The sequence below is a fragment of the Neobacillus sp. CF12 genome, assembly GCF_030348765.1.
Classification (GTDB): domain Bacteria; phylum Bacillota; class Bacilli; order Bacillales; family Cytobacillaceae; genus Neobacillus.
In genome coordinates this window covers 2,186,803-2,212,860 of record NZ_JAUCEU010000007.1, presented here as the reverse complement: position 1 = coordinate 2,212,860, position 26,058 = coordinate 2,186,803, and the positions used below count along the sequence as shown (strand labels likewise).

The following is a 26,058-nucleotide window of genomic DNA, read 5'->3' as shown; positions in this document are numbered from 1 at the left end:
TATGTCCGCTTTTTCTATTTATTCGTTGTGTTGTGCTTCAACGCCTTCAGGGTACCAGACAAGTGGATTTTCACCACGGTCGCGTTCCATATCATATTCAACATTCGTAAAGTTCATATGCTCCCAAAAGTTTCTTGATTGTACTCTTGGGTTTGTTTTAATTGGGAGACCGAAGCTCTTGGCAAACTCTACAAGTTTTTTACCATAACCCTTGCCTTGATATTCTGGTAAAACCTCAAGTTTCCATAATTCTAAATAATTTTGTGGAGGATAGAAGTAACGATCAAACTTAGCGTCTATTTGATAAAGGCTCATACGTGCTACTAGTTTGTCTCCGAAATAAATCCCGTAAAAAGGAGAGTCACTATCATTATCAACCATATTTGCTTCTAAATCTTCTAGCATAGAAAGCTCTTGGATTCCATATTCTTTAAATTTTTTAAATTCTTCTAGTGTTTTAAAATTCACTTTTAATTTTTGCACTTTCATCACCATATATAAGCCCCCTAAGAAATGATTATCATCTCAACTGTATATATTCATTTAATGCTGAATAATATGGAAATGGATTTAATTATTCAAAATGAATTAATATTATTATATAACAAAAAGACAAAAAATTCTTTATATATTCATAAGAAAGCGTTTTCTAATTTTGCAGGAAATTTAGAGAATCATGTAGAAATATAAGATGAAAGCGTATCGGAATGAAAGGGGAAAACAAGTTTTTATCAAACAGGCTTTGTTAAAGCAGAATTGATATTGGCACTCTGTTGATTTTCGCGGAAGGCACGAAGACTCCTGCGGGAGAAGCGAAACAGGCGAGACCCCGCAGACACGAAGTGTCGAGGAGACTCGGCGGTCGCCCGCGGAAAGCGAAGTGCCTCGTGACAGGCAGAGAAGCCTGTCACTGCGGTGCTTATTCAAAGGAGCTTTCCTTAGTGGAGCGGAAATCAACAGACAAATTTAACAAAGCCATCTAAAAACTATTGAATTAAGGAGCCAGAAAAAATGAAAGAAATTATCGCAACAATGGCTGGTACTGTATTAAATGTATTTGTAACAAACGGAGACAATGTTCATTCAGGTCAAGAAGTTTTAATGCTCGAATCCATGAAAATGGAGATTCCTATCGAAAGTGAAACAGACGGGACGATTAAGGAATTAAAGGTCAATATTGGAGATTTTGTAAATGAAGGCGATGTTTTAATTATCATAGAATAGGTTGGTTTAAGGGGGATATTATGACAACTTTAAAAACAATGAATGAACAATTAAATGAAAAACGAAAAGGTATAGAAGCAGGCGGGCACCCTAAATATCATGAAAAGTTAAAGGAACAGAATAAGTTGTTTGTGCGTGATCGCCTAGCCTTATTATTTGATGGTGGAAAATATGAAGAGGATGGGAAATTTGCCAATGTTCAAGCAGGAGATTTACCAGCAGATGGTGTAGTAACAGCCATTGGAAAAGTTAATGGGATGACTGTTTGCGTAATGGCCAATGATTCTACGATTAAAGCTGGTTCTTGGGGTGCACGAACAGTTGAAAAGATTATCCGAATTCAAGAAACAGCAGAAAAGCTAAAAGTCCCGTTGTTTTATCTCGTGGATTCTGCGGGTGCAAGAATTACAGATCAACTGGAGATGTTCCCAAATCGTCGTGGTGCCGGTAAGATTTTTTATAACCAAGTTAAGCTTTCAGGCATGATTCCACAAGTTTGTATCCTATTTGGACCATCTGCTGCAGGTGGTGCCTATATCCCAGCGTTTTGTGATGTTGTTATCATGGTGGATCAAAATGCTTCCATGTATCTTGGCTCACCACGTATGGCTGAAAAGGTTATAGGCGAAAAAGTAACATTGGAGGAAATGGGCGGAGCCCGTATGCATTGTTCAGTTAGCGGCTGTGGTGATGTTCTTGCATATAGTGAGGAAGAAGCGATTGAATCGGTAAAAAATTATATCAACTACTTTCCTTCAAGTTTCAAGGAGAAAACCAAAATAGTTAATGGTGCATCTCCTAAGGAGGGGCGTGAACTAGAGGCAATTATCCCACTAAATCAAAATGCACCGTTTGACATGTATGAAGCAATTGATAGGTTAATTGACAAAGATAGTTTTTACGAAATAAAAAAATTATTTGCTGCTGAGTTAATTACCGGTTTTGCTAGAATTGACGGTAGAGTGGTGGGGATTATTGCCAATCAGCCAAAAATAAAAGGCGGGGTGCTTTTTGTCGATTCTGCGGATAAAGGTGCGAAATTTATTCAATTATGTGATGCCTACCATATCCCATTGCTATTCCTTGCCGATGTACCTGGTTTTATGATTGGAACAAAAGTTGAACGGGCCGGAATTATTCGCCATGGTGCCAAGTTAATTGCTGCTATGAGTTCAGCGACTGTGCCAAAAATATCTGTTATTGTAAGAAAAGCCTATGGTGCTGGTCTTTATGCAATGGCTGGACCTGCGTTTGAACCAGATTGCTGCATTGCATTACCAACTGCTCAAATTGCGGTTATGGGTCCAGAAGCAGCGGTCAATGCGGTTTACTCAAATAAAATTAATGAAATTGAAGACCCGAAAGAAAGAATAGCATTCGTCCAAGCGAAGCAACAGGAATACAAAGACCATATTGATATTTATAAATTGGCGTCAGACCTAATTGTTGATGAAATAGTTGCAGCATCCGAACTCCGAAATGTCCTAATTCAGCGTTTTGCTTATTATGAAACAAAAGAAATGAACTTTAGTGTTCGTAAACATCCCGTATATCCAGTGTAATGTTAAAGTCCCATTTCGCTAATGAACGAGATGGGATTTTTCTTTTTTATGACAGACTTACAAACTAGTATCTGCTAAAATATTAGTAAAATAGATAAAAATGGGTGGATATCATGAATATTGCCATTATTGGTGCTGGTTCTATTGGATTATTATTAGCATCCTACTTAAGTAAGGCTTTTTCAATAACGCTCTATACTAGAACATGCGAACAAGCAGATGAGATTAATCAACAGGGAATACTCCTTCATAAGGGTTCATCCCAAAGTAGAGTGAGGGTTCGTGCATTACCACTATCAAAATGGTCTGGGACAGAAGAAATAACGATTATTGCAGTAAAACAATACCAACTTCAATCTATTATTGATTATCTAACTAAATTGGATTGCAGTCCTCAAAATCTAGTATTCTTACAAAATGGAATGAGTCATTTAAAATTACTAGAAAACATGAAAGACGCTAATATTTTTGTTGGGACAGTCGAGCAGGGAGCGAGTAAACTTAATAAATACAGTGTTTGTCATAATGGTGAAGGAGCTATCAATATAGCCCTGTTTAAAGGTGATTCAGCAAAAATAAAAGAGTTTGCAAAAGCGTGTACACCTATTGGTTTTCCAATAACGATAAAAGACGATTATTATAAAATGCTGGTAAATAAATTAATTGTAAATGCAGTAATCAATCCGTTAACAGCAATCCTTCAAATCAAAAATGGCCAATTAATTTCGAGCACTTTCTATTTTGCTACTGTGAAAAAACTATATATTGAAATCTCTTTTATATTAAATGTAGATGAACCCATTAAAAAGTTTCGAGATGTGATAAGGATATGTAAAAAGACATCCAATAATCATTCCTCTATGTTAAAGGATTTGGAGGCAGGGAGAAGGACTGAGATTGACGCAATACTCGGCTTTTTAGTAGAGGAAGCTGCGAAGCAGCAAAAGAAAGCGCCTATTATAGAGAGTTATTATTATTTAGTAAAAGGTAAAGAACAAGACAGGAGTGGAGTTAAATGAATGCATTCATTACGTCTATTATTACTATTTTTTTAACAGTTCCGCTTCTAGGGTTCTTTATCGTTTTTACAGTAAATAAGCTCATTACAAAAAACTCTCGAAAATCTTTTCATAAAGCATTGGACTACTCAACAATATTGTTTATTCTGGCCGTTCATTTTTTAATCATTACTATTTGGGAAAAATCATATTTTGGATTGATAATATTGTTATTATTAATGATTGCAATGGTTTTTGTATTCATACATTGGAAGATTAAAGGTGAAATTATATTTACAAAAGTTTTTAAGGGTTTTTGGAGGTTTAATTTTCTTATTTTCTTTATAGCATATCTATCCCTAACGATATTTGGCATTTTGAGGAGTGCATTAACTTTTACATTTTCTTAAGCAAAGATTTTTTGTATTAAGATGGTTGATGGTATACTCATATGGAATAAATATGGTTGATTAAGAAAGGAAGTACTTAAATGGAGATTTTAAATCTCTCCTTATCAGCAACGAATCGATTTGCTTCAAACTATTTAGAACAATCTCCTGAAGTCATGCCGTTTTTTCATTACCGGTTTAATGACTTTGCTGAGGACCAAAAAAGGTTGGATGAATTAAGCAATCGATACTTTCCACGAGAAACAATTGCTGATCATATCGAGAAATTTATGGAACGTTTTCCATCATCAGAGGCAGTTAATAATTCGCTTGCAAAACTAAAACAATTAAATAGTGTAGTTGTCATTGGCGGTCAACAAGCTGGAATTCTTACCGGTCCTCTTTATTCCATACATAAAGTTATCTCAATTATTAAATTAGCTGAGGAAAAAGAGCGGCAGCTTGGAGTTCCTGTAGTCCCTGTATTTTGGATAGCAGGAGAAGACCATGATTTTCATGAGGTTAATCATATATTTATGCCGGTAGAACAAAGAGTGGACAAATGGACTTACCCAGAGAAGGTTAAACAAAAGAAAATGGTCTCGGATATTACCCTTAATAAAGAAGTTTGTAGGGAATGGGTTATTAATCTTATTGAAAATTTCGGAGAGACCAATAATACAAAGCAGTTACTAAACTTCGCAGAAGAAACTTTAAAGAACTCAACAACCTTTGTTGACTTTTTCGCAAACATTGTGATGGAACTCTTTAAGGATTATGGATTATTAATCGTCGATTCAGGTGATAGTCATTTTAGACGCTTGCAAACTGAGAAGTTCACTGAACAAATTGAACACCATAGAGACATTACAAATTATTTACTTGAACAACAAAGTGTAATAGGCAAAAACGGGTTCCCTATCACAATCGATTCAAATGAGAATGCCGTTAATTTGTTTTATTACAATCCAAAATCAAATGAACGGATATTACTTGAATTTGATTCCGTCAATAATACTTTTGTGGGGAAAAGTGGTGTTATTTCTTTTACAAAGGAAGAACTAATGCAAATCGCCATCCAAGACCCGTCCAAACTTAGTAATAATGTGGTGACACGGCCCTTAATGCAGGAGTGGCTCTTCCCAACACTTGCTTTTATTGCGGGGCCAGGTGAAATTGCTTATTGGGCTGAATTGAAACTTGTCTTTGAGCAGTTTAGTATAAAAATGCCGCCAATCGTACCTAGATTAAATATTACTTTATTGGAAAGATCTGTTGAAAGTGACATTGACGAGTTGAGATTAGAGTTATCCGAGGTTTTAAGCCGGGGGAGTACTGAAGAAAGAGATCTATATCTAGAGTCAATTAAGGATAGAGAGGTATCTGAATTATTTTCTACGCTAAAAGCACAATTAATGAATCAGTATGAACTTATTGAAGCCAAAACGAATCAGCTTGATAAAAGCTTGTTGCCGTTAGTAAAGAAAAATGAAACCTTTTTACTAAAGCAAATTGGATTCATGGAAACAAAGCTTGAAGAATCAGTAAAGTCAAAGTATGACGTGATTCTTAGTAAGTTTAACCGTATTGATTTGTCATTGCGTCCAGATGGTTTTCCACAAGAACGAGTGTGGAACATATTCTATTATTTAAATCAGTATGGAACTAATTTTATTAATGAATTAATGAAACTCCAGTTCGAATTTGATGGTCGCCATAAGGTTATAAAATTGTAAGAAACTTCACGACTAAGTGAGGTTTCTTTTTTTTTTCGAAAAATTCTTGGATAAAAAAGGATTTACGCCAGCAAGGAAGAATAATTTAAAAATAGGTGGAGGAAAGTGGGGGATTGTGGTACATTTTATATAGAAAGTGGGGGTACCGGGTATGTTTATGGGTGAATACCATCATAGCATTGATAATAAAGGCCGGATGATTGTGCCGTCCAAATTCCGCGATGATCTTGGAGAGATGTTTATCATCACACGCGGATTGGATCAATGTCTATTTGGTTACCCATTATCAGAGTGGGCGCTGATTGAAGAAAAACTTAAAGGCCTGCCCTTAACAAAAAAAGACGCCCGTGCATTTACCCGATTCTTCTTTTCCGGTGCAACAGAAAGTGAACTGGATAAACAAGGAAGGATTAATATTCCAGCACCATTGCTTCAGTATGCAAAACTTGAAAAAGAATGTGTAGTTTTAGGAGTTTCCAATCGGATCGAAATCTGGAGCAAACAGATTTGGGAAGACTATTTCTCACAGTCAGAAGAATCTTTTGCTGAAATTGCAGAAAATATGATTGGGTTTGATATATAATGGACAAGTTATTCTATTATAACTTGAGTTTTATATCGTTCGATTGGAAAAGGTGATAATGATGTTTGAACACACAACTGTATTATTAGAAGAAGCTGTTAATGGATTAAATATTAAACCAGACGGCATTTATGTTGATTGTACGTTAGGCGGGGCTGGACACAGTTCACTAATACTTTCAAAACTTACTGACAACGGAAAATTGTTTGCCTTCGATCAAGATGAAATAGCTATTGCCCATGCAAAAGAGAAATTGTCTATCTATGGTGAGCAACTTACAATAATTAAAAGCAATTTCTTATACCTTCAGGAAGAACTTGAAAAGCTTGGAATTGAAAAAGTTGACGGAGTTCTTTATGACCTAGGTGTTTCCTCACCTCAATTAGATACTCCAGAAAGAGGCTTTAGTTATCATCATGATGCACCGCTGGACATGAGAATGGACAATGATGCAAATATTTCTGCTTATGATGTTATTAATCATTGGTCATATGAAGACTTGGTAAGAATCTTTTTTCGATATGGAGAAGAGAAATTCTCTAAGCAAATAGCTAGAAAAATTGAGGCTAGAAGAGAACTCAAGCCAATTGAAACGACCTTTGAGTTGGTTGAACTGATTAAGGAAGGGATTCCTGCTCCTGCAAGAAGGAAGGGCGGACATCCAGCTAAGCGAATATTCCAGGCAGTAAGAATTGCGGTTAATGATGAATTAGCGGTTTTCGAGAAGTCATTACAAAAAGCAATTGATATCCTGAATCCCGAAGGAAGGATAAGTGTTATTACCTTTCACTCATTAGAAGATCGGATTTGTAAGGCTGCTTTTAAGAAAGCCAGTGAAATACCAGACTTACCGCATGGTTTACCTATAATTCCAGAGGAATTTAAGCCTATTTTGAAGTTAATTACTAGAAAGCCAATTCTTCCATCTGAAGAGGAATTAGAACATAATAATCGTGCTCGATCTGCAAAACTGCGGATTGCAGAAAAACAATAAATAGATATAAAAAATAACCATGTGGAGGGGAAAGAATGAGTAGTCTTGCCAGGAAATTTCAGCAACAACAACAAGTAGAACGGACAGTACAGGAACGTCCTATAGTAAAAACAAAAAAGCACTGGCTTACACCTGGGGAGAAAGTAATTGGAATCGTATTTACAGGGTTGGTTTGTTTTGGTGCCGTCCATCTCATCTCGAATCAAGCAGAAATTTACCAGGTAAATAAGGAAATACAAGAAGTACAGACCTCCATTAATGAAATGGAAAAGGTAAATAATGACTTGCAGGTACAAGTAAGTGAGCTTAGCACGTATGAGCGGATTTGGGAAAAAGCTAAGCAGATGGGACTTGTATTAAACGAAAATAACGTCAAGGTTGTGCATGAGGAATGAAGAAACAGCCATATATGAATTTCGGAGCAGCCGGATTGTTTGCATTATTCGGCCTGCTCTTTTTTATATTGCTTTTTAGATATTTTTCCATACAATTTACTGGTGAAGTCGGATCCCAGCCACTTGCAGCAAAAGCCCAGCAAAAATATAGCAGAACGGGGAATCTAGATGCGGCAAGAGGTGTAATCTACGACAAAAAAGGAGAAGTCATCTCCGAGGATACGACGGCTTATACGTTAATTGCAATTTTGGATAAAAAAATGACTACAAATCCAAAAAAGCCAAACCATGTAAGTGATCCCGAAAAAACAGCAAGGGAATTAGCGAAATATATTAAGATGGAAGAATCCGAGATTTATAGTATTTTAACAAAAGACCAGTTCCAGGTTGAGTTCGGAAAAGCAGGTAGAGATATATCACACCAGACTAAAAAAGAAATTGAAGCTCTGAAACTTCCTGGTATTACGTTTAAACGTGATTCGAAAAGATTTTATCCGAATGGTGTCTTTGCTTCTCATTTGATTGGTTATGCGGACAGAATCGAGGAGGAAGATGGAACCTACAGCTACGTCGGAAAAATGGGAATTGAAAAGACATTAAATGATGAGTTAACTGGTAAGGATGGACAAATTAATTACGAAAGTGATCTATGGGGATATTTACTTCCGAACGGCGAACAGAAAGTTACCCCTGCACAGAACGGTAATGATGTTTATTTAACCATTGATAAAAAGATTCAAACCTTCTTGGAAGATGCCATGAACAAAGTAGTAGAAGAATATAACCCCAAAAAAATTATTGCCATCGTTGCTGATCCTAAAACAGGTGAAATACTAGCAATGGGTCAAAGACCTTCTTTTCATCCTAAAACGAAAGAAGGAATTGATAATAGTTGGCATAATGAAGCAATCGAGACTTCATTTGAGCCTGGTTCAACGATGAAGATTTTCACGCTTGCAGCCGCCATTGAAGAAAATAAATTTGATCCCAATGAACTGTTCCAGTCTGGTTCTTATAAAGTAACATCAAAAGATAAGCCGATACATGATCATAAAAGATCGGGTTGGGGAACCATTTCCTACCTGGAGGGTGTTCAACGTTCTTCGAATGTTGCTTTTGCAAAATTAGCAAATGAAAAAATAGGATTTGAAAAATTCCGTGAATATTTAACGAAATTTGGTTTTGATCAACCAACAGGGATTGATTTGCCTTCTGAAACAACAGGGAAAATTCAGTTTACTTGGCCAATTGAAAAAGCAACCACAGCGTATGGACAAGGAACAGCAATTACTCCAATTCAGCAAATTCAAGCAGCAACAGCGATTGCTAATAATGGGAAAATGATGAAACCGCAAGTAATCGATAAAATTGTTAACCACGACACGGGAGAAATTATTAATGACATAACTCCGGAGGTTGTTTCCTCTCCTATTTCAGCAAAAACCGCTAAGGAAGTCCGTGATATCCTAGAAACAGTTGTGACAAACAAAGAAACCGGTACGGGGACTCGTTATCAAATTGATGGATATAGTGTTGCTGGGAAAACAGGGACAGCAAGTATTCCAGATCCTAAGGGCGGCTATTTAGATGGACAAGAAGATTATATTTTTTCATTTTTAGGTATGGCTCCGAAAGATGATCCAAAGTTAATTGTATACGTTGCTGTTCAACAACCGGAGATAGACCACTATTCGATGGGGTCTATTCCAGTATCATTGGTTTTTAATCCTGTAATGAAAAATAGTTTACAGTATTTAAATATTCAGCCTTTACAGCAAGAAAAAGCCTCTACCACGAAACTAGCGGATTTAGAAGGTCAAGGTGTAACCGAAACAATGAAACAACTTGAGAAATCAGATTTAGAAGTGGTTATTCTAGGCAAAGGTTCAAAAGTTACTGGCCAACTTCCAGCAGCGAATACGAATGTTCTTGAGGGTGAAAAAATAATAATCAAAACGGGTGGAGATTTGGCAGCACCAGATATGACAGGATGGTCACTCAGGGACGTAATGAAGGTTGCTAAATTATCAGGTGTAAAACTAAATTCTACAGGCAGTGGTTATGTTGTTAAGCAAAATATTACTGAAGGTGCAGTCTTACGAAAAGGAGATTTCTTAATCGTTGATTTAAAAACTCCAGAAGAAGTATTGAAATTAGAAGAAGAAAATAAGGAAGCAAATGAAAATAGTGAGTTATCTGAAGAAGAAGTAGAGGATGTTCCATTAGATTAATCATAGGTTATGTACAGTATTCCTAAAAGTTCTATTCAAATAAGTACAAGCATATAAATGAACGAGTAGGATAAAGGAGGCTCGTTCATTTTATGCGTGTTTCAAATGTTACTGTCCGTAAAAGGTTAATGATTGCATTATTCGTGGGAATTCTAATCTTTCTAATCATTGATGTCCGCCTTGGTTATGTACAGTTTGTACTAGGTGATATGTTAACTGGTCAAGCAAAGGGGTCGTGGAGTAGAAATATTCCTTTTGAACCAGAACGAGGCGAGATTTTAGACCGAAATGGTGTCCCATTAGCAACAAATGTTAGTGCACCAACAGTATATGTGGTACCGAGACAGGTGAAGGACCCTGCAACAACTTCTGAAAAACTTGCAGCAGTTTTAAATATTCCAAAAGAAAATGCATATCGCCAAATTACCCAAGGTGAATCCATCGTTCGAATAAAAGAAGGTAGGAAGATATCTCATGAAAAAGCAAAAGAAATCAGGGCATTAGGGCTTGAAGGGGTATATATAGGAGAAGACTCAAAAAGACATTACCCATTCGGAAGCTATCTTTCTCATGTTTTAGGATTTTCTGGGGTGGACAACCAGGGGTTAATGGGATTAGAGCTTTACTATGACAAAGAGTTAAGTGGAGAGAGAGGATCGGTTAAATTTTACGCCAATGCCAAGGGAGAAAGAATGAATGACATGGCTGATGACTACGAGCAGCCTGTAGATGGTCTTGATTTAAAACTTACGATTGATACGAAGATTCAAACCATTATTGAGAGAGAACTTGATATTGCAGAAGCAACATATAATCCCGATGGAATTATTGCTATTGCAATGAATCCAAATAATGGGAAGATCTTAGGGATGTCGAGCCGTCCAACCTTTGATCCAGCAAATTTTCAGAACGTTCCACAAGAGGTGTACAACAGAAACCTGCCGGTGTGGTCAAGCTATGAACCTGGTTCGACCTTTAAAATTATCACACTCGCAGCAGCATTAGAGGAAGGTAAGGTCGATTTAGAAAAGGAACATTTTCATGACCCAGGTTCCGTAGAAGTTGCAGGAGCAAGACTAAAATGCTGGAAAAGAGGCGGTCACGGAAGCCAAACATTCCTCGAGGTCGTCCAAAATTCATGTAACCCTGGATTTGTGGAATTAGGGCAAAGACTAGGAAAAGACACGTTGTTTAAATATATTAAAGACTTTGGCTTTGGGCAGAAAACAGGGATAGATCTAGCTGGCGAAGGCTCAGGGATTTTGTTTAATTTAAATCGAGTAGGTCCCGTTGAATTGGCAACCACTGCGTTTGGTCAAGGGGTATCGGTGACCCCTATTCAACAGGTTGCTGCAGTTGCGGCAGCGGTAAATGGAGGGACTCTCTATAAACCGTATATTGCACAAGAGTTAATAGATCCTGTAACGAAAGAAATAGTCATGAGAAATACTCCTGTTGCAAAAAGAAGAGTAATTTCTGAAGAAACGTCCAAAGAAATTCGTCATGCATTAGAGAGTGTAGTCGCCCAAGGTACAGGGTTCAGGGCGTTTGTTGATTCCTATCGAATTGGCGGTAAAACAGGAACTGCCCAAAAAGCTCAAAACGGAAGATATTTGGAAAATAACTTTATCGTTTCATTTATGGGCTTTGCTCCTGCAGATGATCCTCAAATCGTTGTCTATGTTGCTGTGGATAATCCGAAAGGTGGACTTATTTTCGGGGGAACTGTATCAGCACCAATCGTTGGCAGTATTATGAAGGATGGTCTAATGGCTATGGGCGTAGAACCTCGAAAAGATCAAATTGAAAAAGAAATAAAATGGCCTGATAAGCCATTGATTACACTTCCTGACTTAACGGGCTTAACCAAGTTAGAAATCACAGAACAACTATTAAATCTTAAAATAGATGCCAGCGGTGAAGGTGATATTGTTGTAAGACAATCCCCTGAAGCTGGGTCAAAGGTAAAAGAAGGTTCAACCATTAGGCTTTATTTTGATAAAGATGAATAAGAAGAGTTATAACTTTTTGAGTCAGGCGGCCGGAATAAATTCCGCCGCTTATTCTATTTAAAAAATATTCATGAATCTTAAGGATAAATGGCATTCTACTTTGATTTGCTGTAAAATAAGATGAATCTTTGTTAAAAGGTTCTTAATGTAAATATTGGTAACACTTTTTGAAAGGCAAGAGAGGATTTGAGAACATGAAACTACAGGACTTACTTAAACATTTGCACCTCCTCGTTCCATATGAAGGGACGAATGCAGAAATCACATCGATTGAAAATGACAACCGCAAGGTGCAAAAGGGAAGTTTATTTATTTGTATTAAAGGATATACGGTAGACGGTCACAATTTTGCCGAATCAGCAGTGAAAAATGGTGCAGCTGCAGTTCTTTCTGAGAGAGCACTTCCACTTTCAGTACCCGTTATCATTGTTAATGATACAACTAGGGCAATGGCAGTACTAGCTGATGCATTTTATCATCATCCAACAAAAAAGCTCCATTTAATCGGAATAACAGGAACGAATGGGAAAACAACAACTAGTCATCTAATCGAAAAGATATTTTCTGATGCATCTCATAATACTGGGTTAATAGGAACCATGTATACTAAAATAGGTGATCAGAAGATAGAAACAAAAAATACAACCCCAGAAAGTCTTGTCCTCCAAAAAGGGTTCCAACAAATGCTTGATGCAGGCGTTGATACAGCAATTATGGAGGTTTCATCGCATGCCTTACATATGGGAAGAGTCCATGGCTGTGACTACGATATAGCAGTATTTACAAACCTCACCCAAGATCATTTGGATTATCATAAAACAATGGAAGACTATATGCATGCCAAGAGTTTATTATTTTCCCAACTTGGAAACACATTTGACCCTAATAAACCTAAATATGCAATCTTAAATGCTGACGATTCTGCTTCTGAATTGTACAGAAAATCAACAGCAGCCCATGTGGTTACTTATGGAATTGATAATGAGGCAGATTTTTATGCAAGAAATATTCATATGACTTCTGCGGGCACTACTTTTGAAATAGTTATAAAAGAGAAGAGTTATCCAATCAATATCCAATTGATTGGGAAGTTTAGCATCTATAATGTTTTAGCTAGTATCGCCACTGCGTTTGTTTCAGAGATTCCAATAAGCGATATTATTGATTCTATCGAGAGCGTTAGAGGGGTAGACGGAAGATTTGAGCTTGTTAGTGCTGGTCAAGACTTTACCGTTATTGTTGATTATGCTCATACACCAGACAGTTTAGAAAATGTGTTGAAAACGATCCAGAGTTTCGCCAAGAAGAGGATATTTGTCATAGTAGGATGTGGAGGAGACCGAGATAAAACGAAGCGGCCTTTGATGGCTGAAATTGCTTCTCGTTATGCTACAGATCCCATTTTCACCTCAGATAACCCAAGGAGTGAAGACCCGATTGCAATACTAAGAGATATGGAAGAAGGCGTCTCAAGTAAAAATTACATCACAATTCCTGATCGAAAAGAGGCGATTGTAACCGCAATTAATCAGGCTGCAGAAGGTGATGTAATCTTAATTGCTGGGAAAGGTCACGAAACATACCAAATTATTGGCAGTAAGGTTTATGATTTTGATGACCGGGTAGTGGCTCGGGAAGCTATCGAGGAGAGATAGGAATGTATTTAGCATTTAATGATTTAGTCACAATATTCTCTGACTTTAAAGGTATCAAAGAAGCGGACCATTTATACTTTACAGTCACTGACAATGCAGCTATCGAGCAGAAAAGGGGATTATTTATACCGTTAAATGATGCGTCTGGAGAACTTCTAGAGGCGATTGCAAACGGTGCTATTGCTGCGATTTGGGATAAAAAGAAACAGGTACCGAGATATACACCAAACCACTTTCCAATCTTTTTTACTGACAAACCCATCGAGGGCGTTAGAGATTTGTTAAGAATATATTTAGAAAAAATAGACGGAGATAAAACAGAGAAAATGGATATGACAAAATTCGTATTTTTAAATAAAGAACTTCTTAAAGAAAATAAAGAAACATATGATATAGCGGTAATGTTGGAAAAGTTGAATGTTGTAGAGAGGAGGGGATAAAATGTTGGAGCAAGTTATTTTTTTCACAATATTAATGGCATTTTTGATTACAGTTTTACTTTCTCCGATTTTTATTCCCTTCTTAAGAAGGTTGAAATTTGGACAAAGCATTCGGGAGGAAGGCCCCAAATCCCATCAGGTAAAAACGGGCACACCAACAATGGGTGGAATTATGATTCTTTTTTCAATTATCATTACGACACTTGTTATGACTGGAAAGTTTTCTGAACCGACTGTTAAAACATACTTACTAATCCTTGTGACTTTTGGTTTTGGTTTACTTGGCTTTTTGGATGACTTTATCAAAGTCGCCTTAAAGCGTAATCTTGGCCTAACCTCTAAACAAAAATTACTGGGGCAAATTATTATTTCGGTTATTTTTTATCTTGTTTATAAACAAAATGGATTTCCAACAGAAATCTCTGTACCAGGTACTGATTACTCCCTTGAATTAGGCTGGTTTTTTGTGTTTTTTATTGTTTTTTGGCTGGTAGGCTTTTCAAATGCAGTCAATTTGACAGATGGGTTGGACGGATTAGTATCAGGTACTTCTGCGATAGCATTTGGTGCATTTGCAGTCCTCGCCTGGAATCAATCACAGATGGAAGTGGCAATCTTTTCAGTGGCGGTCGCAGGGGCAGTTTTAGGTTTTCTGGTTTTTAATGCCCATCCTGCAAAGGTGTTTATGGGCGATACCGGATCACTTGGACTTGGTGGTGCAATAGCGACAATTGCAATCTTAACCAAGTTAGAGTTGTTATTAATCATTATTGGTGGCGTATTTGTAATTGAAACATTATCTGTCATTTTACAGGTCATCTCTTTTAAAACAACAGGTAAAAGAATCTTTCGGATGAGTCCACTCCATCACCATTACGAACTTCTTGGCTGGTCTGAATGGAAGGTTGTTGTAACTTTTTGGAGTGTTGGTTTAATATTAGCGATACTAGGTATCTATATTGAGGTGTGGTTATAATTGAAGCAGATTAATACGTATCTTCATAAAAAAATTCTTGTCCTTGGTTTAGCGAAAAGCGGGGTAACAGCTGCTGCACTCTTACATAAGCTTGGTGCGTTCGTAACGGTAAATGATAAAAAGCCATTATCAGAGAATCCAGAAGCACAAGAATTACTAGAGCAAGGAATCAAGGTCATCTGTGGTGAACATCCTGTTGAACTTCTGGATGAAGGATTTGAACTTATCGTAAAAAATCCAGGCATTCCATATCAAAACCCAATTATTGAAGGGGCGATTCAGAAAGGTATCCCTGTGTTAACGGAGGTTGAGTTGGCTTACCAAATATCAGAAGCACCTTTTATTGGGATAACGGGGACTAATGGAAAAACGACAACAACTACACTTGTCTTTGAAATGCTGAAAGAGGGCAAAAAGAAGCCTCTCATTGCCGGTAATATTGGGACGGTTGCATCAGGTGTTGCACAGGAGGCTACAGCTGAAAATAATATCGTCATCGAGTTATCGTCTTTTCAATTAATGGGAATAGAAACGTTTAACCCCAAAATAGCTATTATTACCAATCTCTATGATGCCCATTTGGATTATCATGGCACTAGAAGTGAGTATATTAATGCGAAAGCAAATATTACAAAGAACCAGACAGAAGCAGAGTACTTAATTGTTAATGCAGATCAGAAGGAAGTGCTGGAGATTGCTAAAAACTCTCATGCAGCTATTATTCCATTTTCTACAAAAACTGTGCTTAATGAAGGTGCTTTTATCCGCGACGGATATATCTGCTTTAATGGTGAGAAAGTGATGTTAGTGGAGGAAATCGCTCTTCCGGGGGTTCATAATCTCGAAAATATATTATCAGCAATGGCTGCAGCAAAGTTAATGGGTGTGAGTAATGAAGCCATTCAGTCGGTTTTAAGTACGTTCACTGGGGTTAAACATCGTTTGCAGTATGTTACTGAAATAGAGGATAGAAAATTTTATAATGACTCAAAGGCAACAAACATACTTGCCACAATCCCTGCGTTACAGGCGTTTAAAAGTCCAATTATCTTGTTGGCAGGCGGACTAGATCGTGGAAATGAATTTGATGAATTAATCCCATATTTAAATAATGTGAAAGCATTAATTACTTTTGGCCAAACCTCATCTAAAATTCAGCGGGTCGGGGTAGAAGCAGGAATAAAACAAATTAACACTGTCGATAATGTTGAAAAGGCCGTGCCGGTTGCTTTTCAATATTCAGAACCTGGCGACGTTATTTTGTTATCTCCTGCGTGTGCAAGCTGGGATCAATATAAAAGTTTTGAAGTCAGGGGAGACATTTTTATCGAAGCGGTGCATAAGCTTAAGTAAGGGTTGTCCAAAGCGAAAAGCGGAAACCCTAAAACTTGCTATTCGAGGTGTTAGGTGTGCCGACAAAGAGAACAACTCCTGATTTTATATTACTAATATGTACATTTACGTTATTAGCTGTAGGTCTTATAATGGTTTATAGTGCAAGTGCAGTATGGGCAGAGTATAAATTTGATGACTCGTTCTTCTTTGCAAAAAGACAAACACTCTTTGCTGGTGTTGGGATTGCAGCCATGTTCTTTATTATGAATGTTAATTATTTGACATGGAAAGAGTGGTCCAAGGTCTTAGTAATTGCCTGCTTTGTGTTACTGATACTTGTGCTCATTCCAGGGGTTGGAAATGTTCGTAATGGATCGCGCAGCTGGATTGGAGTAGGTGCCTTCTCCGTTCAGCCATCAGAGTTTATGAAACTTGCGATGATAGCCTTTTTAGCCAAGTTTCTTTCTGAGAAACAAAAGTTGATAACCTCCTTCCGTCAGGGTCTAGTACCTTCATTAGGTCTTGTTTTTGTAGCTTTTGCTTTGATTATGCTGCAGCCAGACCTGGGTACAGGTACAGTAATGATTGGAACATGTGTCGTCATGATATTTATTGCTGGTGCAAGGGTAGGACATTTTGCTTTATTAGGGTTAATAGGCTTAGCGGGATTTGTAGGATTAGTTGCTTCAGCACCTTATCGGATGAAACGAATAACCTCATTTTTAGACCCTTGGCAAGATCCGCTTGGAAGTGGTTTTCAAATGATCCAATCGCTATATGCAATCGGTCCTGGTGGACTATTTGGTCTTGGACTTGGTGAAAGCAGGCAAAAGTTTTTTTACTTACCTGAACCACAAACGGACTTTATCTTTGCGATTTTGTCTGAAGAACTCGGATTTATTGGCGGTTCTTTTATCATTCTTTTGTTTGCACTGCTGTTATGGAGGGGAATTCGTATCGCCCTTGGGGCACCAGATTTATATGGGAGCTTTTTAGCAGTTGGAATCATTTCAATGGTCGCCATTCAAGTTATGATTAACATCGGTGTAGTAACGGGGTTAATGCCTGTTACGGGTATAACACTGCCATTTCTAAGTTATGGTGGTTCTTCTCTAACATTAATGTTGATGGCTATAGGTGTTCTTTTAAATATTAGCCGTTATTCTAGATATTAATTTACCCTGTTTTCAAGGCAGGGTTCTTTTTATTTGGCTGTGTTAATTAAGTCTGTTGATTTCCGCTCCACTAAGGAAAGCTCCTTTGAATAAGCACCGCAGTGACAGGCGGTCTCTGCCTGTCACGAGGCACTTCGCTTTCCGCGGGAGTCCGGGAGCCTCCTCGGCGCTAGGCGCCTGTGGGGTCTCCCGAAGACCTTTTCATCCCGCAGGACGTTGAATTTGCTTCAGTGAATAAGCACCGCACGAAGAAAATGCGTTAGCATTTTCGAGGATCTTCGTGCCTTCCGCTTCAATCAACAGAGCCAAAATCCAGAATTTGCACTAACACAGCCTTATTTATTTCCTATATAAGTTTACAATTAGATAACATTCTTTTTTCAATCAATAACTTCTGTTAATTTTATAGTAAGATAGGATAGGAAATAACGTAGAAGCAATTTTTTAATTTGGGGTGGACATATGAAGATAGTAGTAAGTGGTGGGGGAACTGGCGGACATATTTATCCAGCTCTTGCTCTAATAAGAGAGATACAAAAAGAAAACAAAAATGCGGAAGTTTTATACATAGGGACACAGAATGGGCTGGAAAGTACGATTGTACCAAGGGAGAAGATTCCATTTAAATCCATTCATATAACAGGGTTTAAAAGGAAATTATCCTTGGATAATATTAAAACTGTAATCAGATTTTTAAAAGGTGCTAGGGCAAGTAAAAAAATGTTAAAAGAATTCCAGCCTGATATTGTCATTGGAACAGGGGGGTATGTTTGTGGTCCAGTTGTATATGCTGCTGCTAAATTAAATATCCCAACGATTGTCCACGAGCAGAATAGTGTACCAGGGCTGACAAACAAATTCCTAAGCAGGTATGTTAACAAAGTTGCCATCTGCTTTGAAGAGGCAGGAGAACATTTTCCAAAGGAGAAAGTAGTCTTTACTGGAAATCCAAGGGCCTCAGAAGTACTTGGAAAAGACGGAATAAGAGGAAGGCTGTCTGCAGGATTAAGTACGTCAATGCCGGCAGTACTAATTTTCGGAGGGAGCCGCGGTGCGAGACCAATAAATGATGCGGTAGTAAAAGCACTCTCCGAATTTGGAGATAAACCCTATCAAGTCCTTTATATTACGGGAGATGCCCATTTTGAAGATGTTCAAAATGAAGTTGAGCTTGTTGGGAATCCGAAAAATGTTGTAATCAAGCCCTTTATTCATAACATGCCGGAGGTTCTTGCAGGCATAGATTTAGTTGTCTCTAGGGCCGGTGCAACGACACTCGCTGAAATTACTTCACTGGGAATTCCGAGCATTCTCGTCCCAAGTCCGTATGTAACCAATAATCATCAGGAAAAAAATGCCAGGTCACTAAGTGATCACGGAGCAGCGGAATTACTTATCGAAAAAGACTTAAATAGTAAGAGCTTAATTCAGCATATTGATAAAATTTTATTAGATGAACAAAATTTAAAGATGATGAAAGTAAATGCAAAAAAATTAGGGGTACCAGACTCGGCTAATCGGCTATATAATCTTATGAAACAACTTGTAAAAGAAAAACAAAAGTAGCCCAAAAAGTTTTTAAGCATAGACTAAAACTATACGTTTGTTTTGAAAGATAGGGTGATACGAATGGACGGATTAATAACAGAAATTCAAGATTTAAATATAGGTAAAGTTAAAGAAAATGAACTGCTGTCTTTGCATACTACGATGAAAATAGGGGGTCCTGCTGACCTCTTTATTGAACCTTCCTCTTTGGAAAATATTCAAAAAGTAATGTCCTTTATTAAAGAACGTCAACTCCCATGGAGAGCTATTGGCAGAGGATCAAATCTTCTCGTCTCGGATAAGGGGATTGAAGGTGTGGTAATTAAATTAAGCTCAGGCTTGGACCATCTAACCATAAATGACTCGACTATTACTGTTGGAGGCGGCCATTCCATCGTTAGCTTATCAACCTTGATTTCTAAGAAGGGTTTGTCAGGGTTAGAATTTGCAAGCGGTATTCCTGGGTCAGTTGGTGGAGCAGTCTATATGAATGCTGGGGCACATGGTTCAGACATCAGTAAGATCTTAACAAAGGCACATATATTATTTGAAGATGGCTCAATGGAATGGTTATCGAACGAGGAAATGGAATTCACTTACAGGACATCAGTCCTTCAAAAGAAACGGCCTGGTATCGTTCTAGAAGCTGAATTCAAATTAACTAAGGGTGATAGGGCAGCAATTGTTTCTCAAATGCAAAAAAACAAAGATTATCGCAAAGTCACACAACCATGGAATTTCCCGTGTGCCGGAAGTATTTTTCGGAATCCGCTTCCAAATTATGCCGGTAAATTAATTGAAGATGCAGGATTAAAAGGATTTCAAATCGGCGGTGCCAAAATATCAGAAATGCACGGCAATTTTATAGTAAATGCAGGTAATGCAACAGCTAAAGATGTTCTAGATTTAATTCAGTATATAAAAGATAAAATACTAAATTTATATGGAATTAAAATAGAAACAGAGGTAGAAATTATTGGTCGAAAGTAAAAAAGAATTAGTCGTACTAATTACAAATTTTGTGATATAATTACTCATTATAAATATGGAAAAAAACTGAGAAAATGAATGACGGCATGATTTTTCGTGCCGTTGTTTTCGCTTTTAGGGGCACTTAAAAAGCGGGTAGTATTTCATAGGTTTTCTTTTAGGACATGCTAAGCGTTATTCTTAATGGAGGGAAGTGTATGGATAAAGGTAAGATTGTCGCTCTTGAGGATCGAATTCCAAAACTTAAAGAGCAAAGACGGCGTAAAGCTAACAGGAGACTTATTGTTCTTCTATGCTTGTTCTTTACCATGATTGCCGTTGTCGCTTATGTACAGTCACCATTAAGTCATGTAAAAAAGATAACCGTTATAGGAAATGAATTACTGTCAAAAAATGAAATTATTAAATACACTGAGATAACTAAAAAAACAAACATTTGGAGTGTAAAGAAAAATGATATTGCTCAAGATCTCCAAAAGATGAATGTTATTAAGAATGCGAAAGTAAAGATTAAGTGGCCAAATACGGTAAACATTGAGATTCAGGAACGTAATAAGATTGCTTATATAGAGTCAGATAACGCTTATTATCCTGTAATGGAAAACGGAAAAGTCCTTAAGGATAGGAAAGTAGCAGAAATACCTGTAAATGCACCTATTCTTTTTAAATTTAAAGAAGGTGCATTCCTTAAAGAAATGGTATCTGAATTAGAAGAACTACCAGATGAGGTGCAAAACTCTATCTCTGAAATACATTACACCCCCAAAAAAACGGACCAATATCATATATCTTTATTTATGAACGATGGTTTTGAAGTGAGCGCCACATTGCGAAGTTTTTCAGAAAAAATGATCCATTATCCTTCGATCATAAGCCAATTAGATCCGAACAAAAAGGGTATTATCGATTTAGAGGTAGGTTCATATTTTAAGGCCTATGAATTGGAAGCGGACGAATCGGAGGAATCAGAAATTGAAAATGATAAAGGTGAAGGGTAAGCATGTTATTTTATCCCTAGTATGCCTTGTTCTTGGGTTTATGGTTGCATTTTCCTATCATTTTACTCAAAAAGAAATAAATCAAAAAAACACTACCCTAACGAGTAAACAATGGGAAAAGACCTTAGACCTTAGAAATCAGTTGATTGAAATAGAGGAATTGAATCGGAAGTTACAAAAAGAATTAAATCAAAAGCAAGATAAGGTACTTGAAAATGAAAAAGATCTTTCGAAAGAAGCTCAAGTATATTCAAGCCTAGCAGAGGATGCAGAAAAATACCGAATGTTCCTGGGTAAAGTTAAGGTAGGGGGACAAGGTGTAACTGTTCAACTTTCAGATGGAGCGTATGACCCGGAGGAAGAAAATATTAATAACTATCTTGTCCACGAATACCATGTGTTTAAAGTTATTAATGAGCTATATATTTCAGGTGCAGCAGCTATAGCCATTAATGGTCAGAGATTAACTAGTCAATCTTATATACTATGCAACGGTCCTGTTATTACGGTTGATGGTATACAACATCCAGCACCATTTGTGATTACAGCTATCGGAGACCCTGAGGTATTAACTTCTGCCCTTAACCTTACCGGTGGTGTGAAGGATCAACTTGTTAACGATAATATTGTCTTTTCTCTAGAAAAAAAGAACGAAATAATCCTAAATCCCATTTTAGGACAGTCCTAAAGCTTCGAATAAATGTCCACGTAAAGAATAAAAAGAAGGTAAGGTGAACAAAAGTGGACAAGCATAAAAAAAATATTAGTTTTATTGCTATATCTGCAATAATAGGGTTTATGATTGCCATTCAATTTCAAACCGTAAAAAAACCTGTAGAACGTGATACTCGTGATTTATGGCAACTCCGTGAGGCTTTACTTCAAGAGAAAGAATTACAATCTGAGCTATTGAGTGAAATCCGTTCGATCGAAGAAAAATTACTTGCCTATGAATCAAAGCAAAAGCAGAGTAAGGAACAGGCATTACTTGATACCATTAATGAGTTGAAAATTGAGGCAGGAATGACGAAAATAACCGCCCCCGGATTAATACTGAGAATTGAGCCAATACTCGAGGACATTCAAATAGGGTCAGAAATATCGAAGGCTGTATCACCTGAACTTCTAAAAAGATTATTGAATGAATTGAATATGTATGACGCCAAATATGTATCGGTTGATGGGCAGAGAATTATTAATACAACTGTCATTAGGGATATCAACAATGAAACAAAAATAGATGGTCATGCCTTGTCGAATTTACCAATAGAGGTTAAAGTGGGTGCTGATAATCTAGAAACAGCTGAAAAATTATATAACCAGATAAAAGCATCGAAAGCTACGGAAGAATTTTTCATCGAAAACCTCAAGCTAACTGTTTCGGAGCCAGATCCTGTAATAACGATTCCCGCCTATGATAATTCAATCCAGATTCGATATTTAGAGTCATTGAAGGCGAATGAAGGAGGGAATACATAATGTGGCTTCCGTTATTAGGCTTGATTGTGGGCATATGTCTTGGCCTATTAACAGATATTAGAATCCCTGAAGAGTATTCTAATTATCTATCGATTGCAGTTTTGGCTGCTCTTGATACATTATTTGGTGGAATAAGGGCGCACTTGCAAAACATTTATGATGAAAAAGTTTTTGTTTCTGGATTCTTTTTCAATATTTTACTTGCTGCAAGTTTAGCTTTTCTAGGTGTTCATCTTGGTGTAGACTTGTATTTAGCAGCCGTTTTTGCTTTTGGTGTTCGTTTATTTCAAAATATAGCGGTTATTAGACGAATATTATTGACAAAATGGTCAACAAACAAAGAAAAATTAGAAAAAAATTGATTTTTTTAAAGGGAATTATTTAGTTGTGACGAATAATTTTATAAGATATAGGTGTGAAGTTATTTAAATAGTATATCTTATGCAAAATAATTGTTGTTCGACTGAAGGAATGCTAAGGAGGTGCCAAAGAATGAACAGCAATGAAATATATGTAAGTCTTGACATCGGTACATCCAGTGTAAAAGTAATCATTGGTGAAATTGTCAACGACTCGATAAATATAATTGGTGTTGGAAATGTAAAGTCTGAAGGATTACGTAAGGGTTCTATCATTGACATCAATGATACCGTTCATTCTATTAAACGTGCGATCGAAGAAGCTGAAAGAATGATTGGAATGGAAATACGACAAGTGATTGTTGGAATTTCAGGCAATCAGGTTGCTCTTGAACCATGTCGTGGAATTGTAGGAGTTTCCAGTCAAAATCGTGAAATCACTAATGAAGATGTTAGACGGGTAATAGACGAGGCACAAGTTGTTTCTATCTCTCAAGATAGAGAAATTATTGGGGTTATACGTAAACAATTTATCCTTGATGGTAAGGATGAAATTAATAACCCATGTGGCATGATAGGTGTTCGTTTGGAAGTGGAAGGGACACTGATTACTGGTTCTAATGCTATCATTACCAATACATTGCGATGTGTCGAGCGTGCAGGGTTAGAAATCACGGATATTATTCTTCAGCCGCTTGCAGCTGGAGATTACGCCCTTTCAAAAGATGAGAAAAACTTAGGAGTGGCTTTAGTCGACCTAGGTGGGGGTTCTACTACCATTGCATATTTTGAACAAGGATTTTTGGCGGCAACAAGTGTGATTCCTGTAGGCGGAGATCTTATTACGAATGATCTTTCTAAGGTATTACATACTTCTACCGAGGATGCCGAAAAAATAAAAGTAAAATACGGACATGCTTTTTACGATGATGCTTCTGAAGATGAGTTCTTTAGTGTTCCAATTATCGGAAGTGATCAACATCAACAATTTAATCAGTTATATGTATCTGAAATAATAGAAGCACGCATGGAAGAAATCTTTGAATTGGTTGCACATGAATTGAAACGATTAGGTATAAATGATTTACCAGGAGGATTTGTATTTACAGGTGGTACTGCTAATATGCAAGGCATATTAGAATTAGCCCAGTCAATTTTCCAAAGCCCAGTTCGCAAAGCCGTTCCCAATTATATTGGAGTAAGAGAACCTCAGTATACAACTGCGGTTGGTTTAATTAAATATGCATACAAGAATACTAGATTACCAGGTGGGACCTTCGTCGCTTCAACACCTGTTTCTGAACCAATCGAGAAGAAAGTTCAAAAACAACAACAACAACAACAACAACCTAAAGCTAAACCAGAAAAACATCCGGAAGATAAGATGTCATCAAAAGTAAAAAAATTCCTTGGTCTCTTTTTCGAATAGGCAAGAACGAAAAGGATTATCGACGAATTAGGAGGATTTGTCATGTTAGAGTTTGATACAAATTTAGATTCTCTTGCAACAATAAAAGTTATTGGGGTTGGCGGCGGAGGAAACAACGCAGTAAATCGAATGATCGAACATGGTGTTCAAGGGGTAGAATTCATCGCGGTTAATACCGATGCACAAGCATTAAACCTTTCAAAAGCAGAGGTAAAAATGCAAATTGGTTCAAAATTAACAAGAGGTCTCGGAGCAGGAGCTAATCCTGAAGTTGGTAAAAAAGCTGCAGAAGAGAGTAAAGAGCAATTAGAAGACGCACTACGTGGTGCGGATATGGTGTTCGTTACTGCGGGCATGGGTGGCGGAACAGGAACCGGCGCGGCACCTGTTATTGCCCAAATTGCTCGTGATTTAGGTGCATTAACGGTTGGTGTAGTAACACGTCCGTTTACATTTGAAGGTAAAAAACGTTCTAACCAAGCAGCAGGTGGAATCGGTGCGATGAAAGAAGCTGTTGATACGTTGATTGTAATTCCGAATGACCGCCTTCTTGAAATTGTAGATAAAAGTACTCCAATGCTTGAAGCATTCCGTGAAGCGGACAATGTGCTTCGTCAAGGTGTACAAGGTATTTCGGATTTAATAGCAGTCCCTGGTCTAATTAACTTGGACTTTGCAGATGTGAAGACAATTATGTCAAACAAAGGTTCTGCTCTAATGGGAATTGGGATGGCGACGGGTGAAAACCGTGCAACTGAAGCTGCTAAGAAAGCAATTAGTTCTCCGTTGTTAGAAACGTCTATTGATGGCGCACAAGGAGTTCTGATGAATATCACTGGCGGCAGTAACTTGAGTCTTTATGAAGTTCAAGAAGCTGCTGATATTGTGGCGACAGCATCCGATCAAGAAGTAAACATGATTTTCGGATCTGTAATTAATGAAAATCATAAAGATGAAATCATCGTAACTGTGATTGCAACTGGTTTTAACGAGGAAGTAATCCAGCCAAAGACAACACGTCCAGCATTTGGTCAAGCAAAACCACAAATGGGCACAGTTAAAAGAGAGCAAAAACGTGAAGAGGCTCCACAAGAACCTGTTCGCCATAACAATGCTCCGCAAGATGAAACACTTGACATACCAACATTTCTACGTAACAGAAATCGAAGAAGATAATAAGAAAAAGGCATGGTCAAATAGGACTATGCCTTTTTTGTTAGGCTGAATATGGTAGTATTTTGGTTCCCTGTTGATTTGAGCGGAAGGCACGAAGACTCCTCGAAAATGCTATCGCATTTTCTTCGTGCGTGGGAGAATTCAAGGAAGTATATCAATGTCCTGCGGGAGTACGGGGCTGTGGAGACCCCACAGGCGCTTCAGCGCCGAGGAGGCTCCCTGGCACGCCCGCGGAAAGCGAAGTTGCCTCGTGACAGGCAAAGACCGCCTGTCACTGAGGTGCTTAATCAAAGAAGCTTTCCTTAGTGGAGAGGAAATCAACAGACCCATTTACACAGCCATAACAATAAAATGAAATTAGACAAAATACGTTG

General features: G+C 37.5%; 24 protein-coding genes. 23 read left to right on the top strand and 1 reads right to left on the bottom strand.

Annotated elements, in window-relative coordinates; genetic code table 11:
* Positions 1-18 precede the first annotated feature (18 nt).
* A complete protein-coding gene (locus tag QUG14_RS10290) occupies positions 19-495 on the bottom strand; it encodes an N-acetyltransferase (protein ID WP_289340433.1) in 477 nt (158 codons plus the stop codon).
* A 516-nt stretch (positions 496-1,011) separates the two neighbouring features.
* Between QUG14_RS10290 and QUG14_RS10285 the strand changes: the two genes are divergently transcribed.
* The 23 genes from QUG14_RS10285 (at position 1,012) to ftsZ (ending at position 25,684) form a co-directional block, all read left to right on the top strand.
* Positions 1,012-1,224 (top strand): acetyl-CoA carboxylase biotin carboxyl carrier protein subunit, encoded by a 213-nt coding sequence (locus QUG14_RS10285; RefSeq protein ID WP_289340432.1) that lies wholly within the window; start codon positions 1,012-1,014, stop codon positions 1,222-1,224.
* Between the two features lie 20 nt (positions 1,225-1,244).
* Positions 1,245-2,786 carry an acyl-CoA carboxylase subunit beta gene (locus QUG14_RS10280; protein WP_289340430.1) on the top strand — a complete coding sequence of 514 codons (1,542 nt, stop codon included), beginning with the start codon at positions 1,245-1,247 and terminating at the stop codon, positions 2,784-2,786.
* Between the two features lie 113 nt (positions 2,787-2,899).
* The gene (locus QUG14_RS10275; protein ID WP_289340429.1) at positions 2,900-3,805 is read left to right on the top strand and encodes a 2-dehydropantoate 2-reductase; all 906 of its coding nucleotides are present in this window, start codon (positions 2,900-2,902) and stop codon (positions 3,803-3,805) included.
* On the top strand, positions 3,802-4,194 hold the full coding sequence (locus tag QUG14_RS10270; protein WP_289340428.1) for a DUF3397 domain-containing protein: 393 nt from the start codon (positions 3,802-3,804) through the stop codon (positions 4,192-4,194). Before QUG14_RS10275 ends, QUG14_RS10270 begins: the two co-directional genes overlap by 4 nt.
* Before the next feature lie 80 nt (positions 4,195-4,274).
* Entirely contained in the window at positions 4,275-5,909 is a 1,635-nt protein-coding gene (gene bshC, locus QUG14_RS10265) for a bacillithiol biosynthesis cysteine-adding enzyme BshC (RefSeq protein ID WP_289340427.1), read from the top strand.
* Between the two features lie 151 nt (positions 5,910-6,060).
* Entirely contained in the window at positions 6,061-6,492 is a 432-nt protein-coding gene (gene mraZ / locus QUG14_RS10260) for a division/cell wall cluster transcriptional repressor MraZ (protein ID WP_289340426.1), read from the top strand.
* Between the two features lie 61 nt (positions 6,493-6,553).
* Positions 6,554-7,486 carry a 16S rRNA (cytosine(1402)-N(4))-methyltransferase RsmH gene (rsmH, locus tag QUG14_RS10255; protein ID WP_289340425.1) on the top strand — a complete coding sequence of 311 codons (933 nt, stop codon included), beginning with the start codon at positions 6,554-6,556 and terminating at the stop codon, positions 7,484-7,486.
* Between the two features lie 35 nt (positions 7,487-7,521).
* On the top strand, positions 7,522-7,881 hold the full coding sequence (ftsL, locus tag QUG14_RS10250) for a cell division protein FtsL (RefSeq protein WP_289340424.1): 360 nt from the start codon (positions 7,522-7,524) through the stop codon (positions 7,879-7,881).
* Entirely contained in the window at positions 7,878-10,112 is a 2,235-nt protein-coding gene (locus QUG14_RS10245) for a penicillin-binding protein (RefSeq protein WP_289340423.1), read from the top strand. Before ftsL ends, QUG14_RS10245 begins: the two co-directional genes overlap by 4 nt.
* A 92-nt stretch (positions 10,113-10,204) precedes the next feature.
* The gene (locus QUG14_RS10240) at positions 10,205-12,124 is read left to right on the top strand and encodes a stage V sporulation protein D (protein ID WP_289340422.1); all 1,920 of its coding nucleotides are present in this window, start codon (positions 10,205-10,207) and stop codon (positions 12,122-12,124) included.
* A 194-nt stretch (positions 12,125-12,318) separates the two neighbouring features.
* Positions 12,319-13,779, top strand: a complete 1,461-nt coding sequence (locus QUG14_RS10235) for a UDP-N-acetylmuramoyl-L-alanyl-D-glutamate--2,6-diaminopimelate ligase (RefSeq protein ID WP_289340421.1) — start codon at positions 12,319-12,321, stop codon at positions 13,777-13,779.
* Positions 13,780-13,781: 2 nt separating this feature from the next.
* Positions 13,782-14,219, top strand: a complete 438-nt coding sequence (locus tag QUG14_RS10230) for a hypothetical protein (RefSeq protein WP_289340420.1) — start codon at positions 13,782-13,784, stop codon at positions 14,217-14,219.
* Between the two features lies 1 nt (position 14,220).
* Positions 14,221-15,195, top strand: coding sequence for a phospho-N-acetylmuramoyl-pentapeptide-transferase (gene mraY / locus QUG14_RS10225; RefSeq protein ID WP_289340419.1), 975 nt, complete (start codon positions 14,221-14,223; stop codon positions 15,193-15,195).
* Positions 15,196-16,548 (top strand): UDP-N-acetylmuramoyl-L-alanine--D-glutamate ligase, encoded by a 1,353-nt coding sequence (murD, locus tag QUG14_RS10220; RefSeq protein ID WP_289340418.1) that lies wholly within the window; start codon positions 15,196-15,198, stop codon positions 16,546-16,548.
* 56 nt (positions 16,549-16,604) lie between these two features.
* On the top strand, positions 16,605-17,705 hold the full coding sequence (gene spoVE, locus QUG14_RS10215; protein WP_289340417.1) for a stage V sporulation protein E: 1,101 nt from the start codon (positions 16,605-16,607) through the stop codon (positions 17,703-17,705).
* Positions 17,706-18,167: 462 nt separating this feature from the next.
* On the top strand, positions 18,168-19,271 hold the full coding sequence (murG, locus tag QUG14_RS10210) for an undecaprenyldiphospho-muramoylpentapeptide beta-N-acetylglucosaminyltransferase (protein ID WP_289340416.1): 1,104 nt from the start codon (positions 18,168-18,170) through the stop codon (positions 19,269-19,271).
* Positions 19,272-19,334: 63 nt separating this feature from the next.
* The gene (murB, locus tag QUG14_RS10205; RefSeq protein ID WP_289340414.1) at positions 19,335-20,243 is read left to right on the top strand and encodes a UDP-N-acetylmuramate dehydrogenase; all 909 of its coding nucleotides are present in this window, start codon (positions 19,335-19,337) and stop codon (positions 20,241-20,243) included.
* Between the two features lie 197 nt (positions 20,244-20,440).
* Positions 20,441-21,241, top strand: coding sequence for a cell division protein FtsQ/DivIB (locus tag QUG14_RS10200; protein ID WP_289340413.1), 801 nt, complete (start codon positions 20,441-20,443; stop codon positions 21,239-21,241).
* The gene (locus QUG14_RS10195; protein WP_289344120.1) at positions 21,222-21,929 is read left to right on the top strand and encodes a DUF881 domain-containing protein; all 708 of its coding nucleotides are present in this window, start codon (positions 21,222-21,224) and stop codon (positions 21,927-21,929) included. The genes QUG14_RS10200 and QUG14_RS10195 overlap by 20 nt, the downstream gene beginning before the upstream one ends.
* 53 nt (positions 21,930-21,982) lie before the next feature.
* Complete coding sequence (locus QUG14_RS10190) at positions 21,983-22,720, top strand: DUF881 domain-containing protein (RefSeq protein WP_289340412.1); 738 nt, start codon at positions 21,983-21,985, stop codon at positions 22,718-22,720.
* Positions 22,720-23,082, top strand: coding sequence for a small basic family protein (locus QUG14_RS10185; protein ID WP_289340411.1), 363 nt, complete (start codon positions 22,720-22,722; stop codon positions 23,080-23,082). Before QUG14_RS10190 ends, QUG14_RS10185 begins: the two co-directional genes overlap by 1 nt.
* Before the next feature lie 130 nt (positions 23,083-23,212).
* Positions 23,213-24,508, top strand: coding sequence for a cell division protein FtsA (gene ftsA, locus QUG14_RS10180; RefSeq protein WP_289340410.1), 1,296 nt, complete (start codon positions 23,213-23,215; stop codon positions 24,506-24,508).
* A gap of 42 nt (positions 24,509-24,550) precedes the next feature.
* Complete coding sequence (gene ftsZ, locus QUG14_RS10175) at positions 24,551-25,684, top strand: cell division protein FtsZ (RefSeq protein ID WP_289340409.1); 1,134 nt, start codon at positions 24,551-24,553, stop codon at positions 25,682-25,684.
* Positions 25,685-26,058 lie beyond the last annotated feature (374 nt).

What these genes read in the sequence shown, in the direction of transcription:
- QUG14_RS10290 (WP_289340433.1), bottom strand. Translation starts at nt 495, where the DNA reads ATGGTGATGAAAGTGCAAAAATTAAAAGTGAATTTTAAAACACTAGAA.
- QUG14_RS10285 (WP_289340432.1), top strand. Translation starts at nt 1,012, where the DNA reads ATGAAAGAAATTATCGCAACAATGGCTGGTACTGTATTAAATGTATTT.
- QUG14_RS10280 (WP_289340430.1), top strand. Translation starts at nt 1,245, where the DNA reads ATGACAACTTTAAAAACAATGAATGAACAATTAAATGAAAAACGAAAA.
- QUG14_RS10275 (WP_289340429.1), top strand. Translation starts at nt 2,900, where the DNA reads ATGAATATTGCCATTATTGGTGCTGGTTCTATTGGATTATTATTAGCA.
- QUG14_RS10270 (WP_289340428.1), top strand. Translation starts at nt 3,802, where the DNA reads ATGAATGCATTCATTACGTCTATTATTACTATTTTTTTAACAGTTCCG.
- bshC (WP_289340427.1), top strand. Translation starts at nt 4,275, where the DNA reads ATGGAGATTTTAAATCTCTCCTTATCAGCAACGAATCGATTTGCTTCA.
- mraZ (WP_289340426.1), top strand. Translation starts at nt 6,061, where the DNA reads ATGTTTATGGGTGAATACCATCATAGCATTGATAATAAAGGCCGGATG.
- rsmH (WP_289340425.1), top strand. Translation starts at nt 6,554, where the DNA reads ATGTTTGAACACACAACTGTATTATTAGAAGAAGCTGTTAATGGATTA.
- ftsL (WP_289340424.1), top strand. Translation starts at nt 7,522, where the DNA reads ATGAGTAGTCTTGCCAGGAAATTTCAGCAACAACAACAAGTAGAACGG.
- QUG14_RS10245 (WP_289340423.1), top strand. Translation starts at nt 7,878, where the DNA reads ATGAAGAAACAGCCATATATGAATTTCGGAGCAGCCGGATTGTTTGCA.
- QUG14_RS10240 (WP_289340422.1), top strand. Translation starts at nt 10,205, where the DNA reads ATGCGTGTTTCAAATGTTACTGTCCGTAAAAGGTTAATGATTGCATTA.
- QUG14_RS10235 (WP_289340421.1), top strand. Translation starts at nt 12,319, where the DNA reads ATGAAACTACAGGACTTACTTAAACATTTGCACCTCCTCGTTCCATAT.
- QUG14_RS10230 (WP_289340420.1), top strand. Translation starts at nt 13,782, where the DNA reads ATGTATTTAGCATTTAATGATTTAGTCACAATATTCTCTGACTTTAAA.
- mraY (WP_289340419.1), top strand. Translation starts at nt 14,221, where the DNA reads ATGTTGGAGCAAGTTATTTTTTTCACAATATTAATGGCATTTTTGATT.
- murG (WP_289340416.1), top strand. Translation starts at nt 18,168, where the DNA reads ATGAAGATAGTAGTAAGTGGTGGGGGAACTGGCGGACATATTTATCCA.
- murB (WP_289340414.1), top strand. Translation starts at nt 19,335, where the DNA reads ATGGACGGATTAATAACAGAAATTCAAGATTTAAATATAGGTAAAGTT.
- QUG14_RS10200 (WP_289340413.1), top strand. Translation starts at nt 20,441, where the DNA reads ATGGATAAAGGTAAGATTGTCGCTCTTGAGGATCGAATTCCAAAACTT.
- QUG14_RS10195 (WP_289344120.1), top strand. Translation starts at nt 21,222, where the DNA reads ATGATAAAGGTGAAGGGTAAGCATGTTATTTTATCCCTAGTATGCCTT.
- QUG14_RS10185 (WP_289340411.1), top strand. Translation starts at nt 22,720, where the DNA reads ATGTGGCTTCCGTTATTAGGCTTGATTGTGGGCATATGTCTTGGCCTA.
- ftsA (WP_289340410.1), top strand. Translation starts at nt 23,213, where the DNA reads ATGAACAGCAATGAAATATATGTAAGTCTTGACATCGGTACATCCAGT.
- ftsZ (WP_289340409.1), top strand. Translation starts at nt 24,551, where the DNA reads ATGTTAGAGTTTGATACAAATTTAGATTCTCTTGCAACAATAAAAGTT.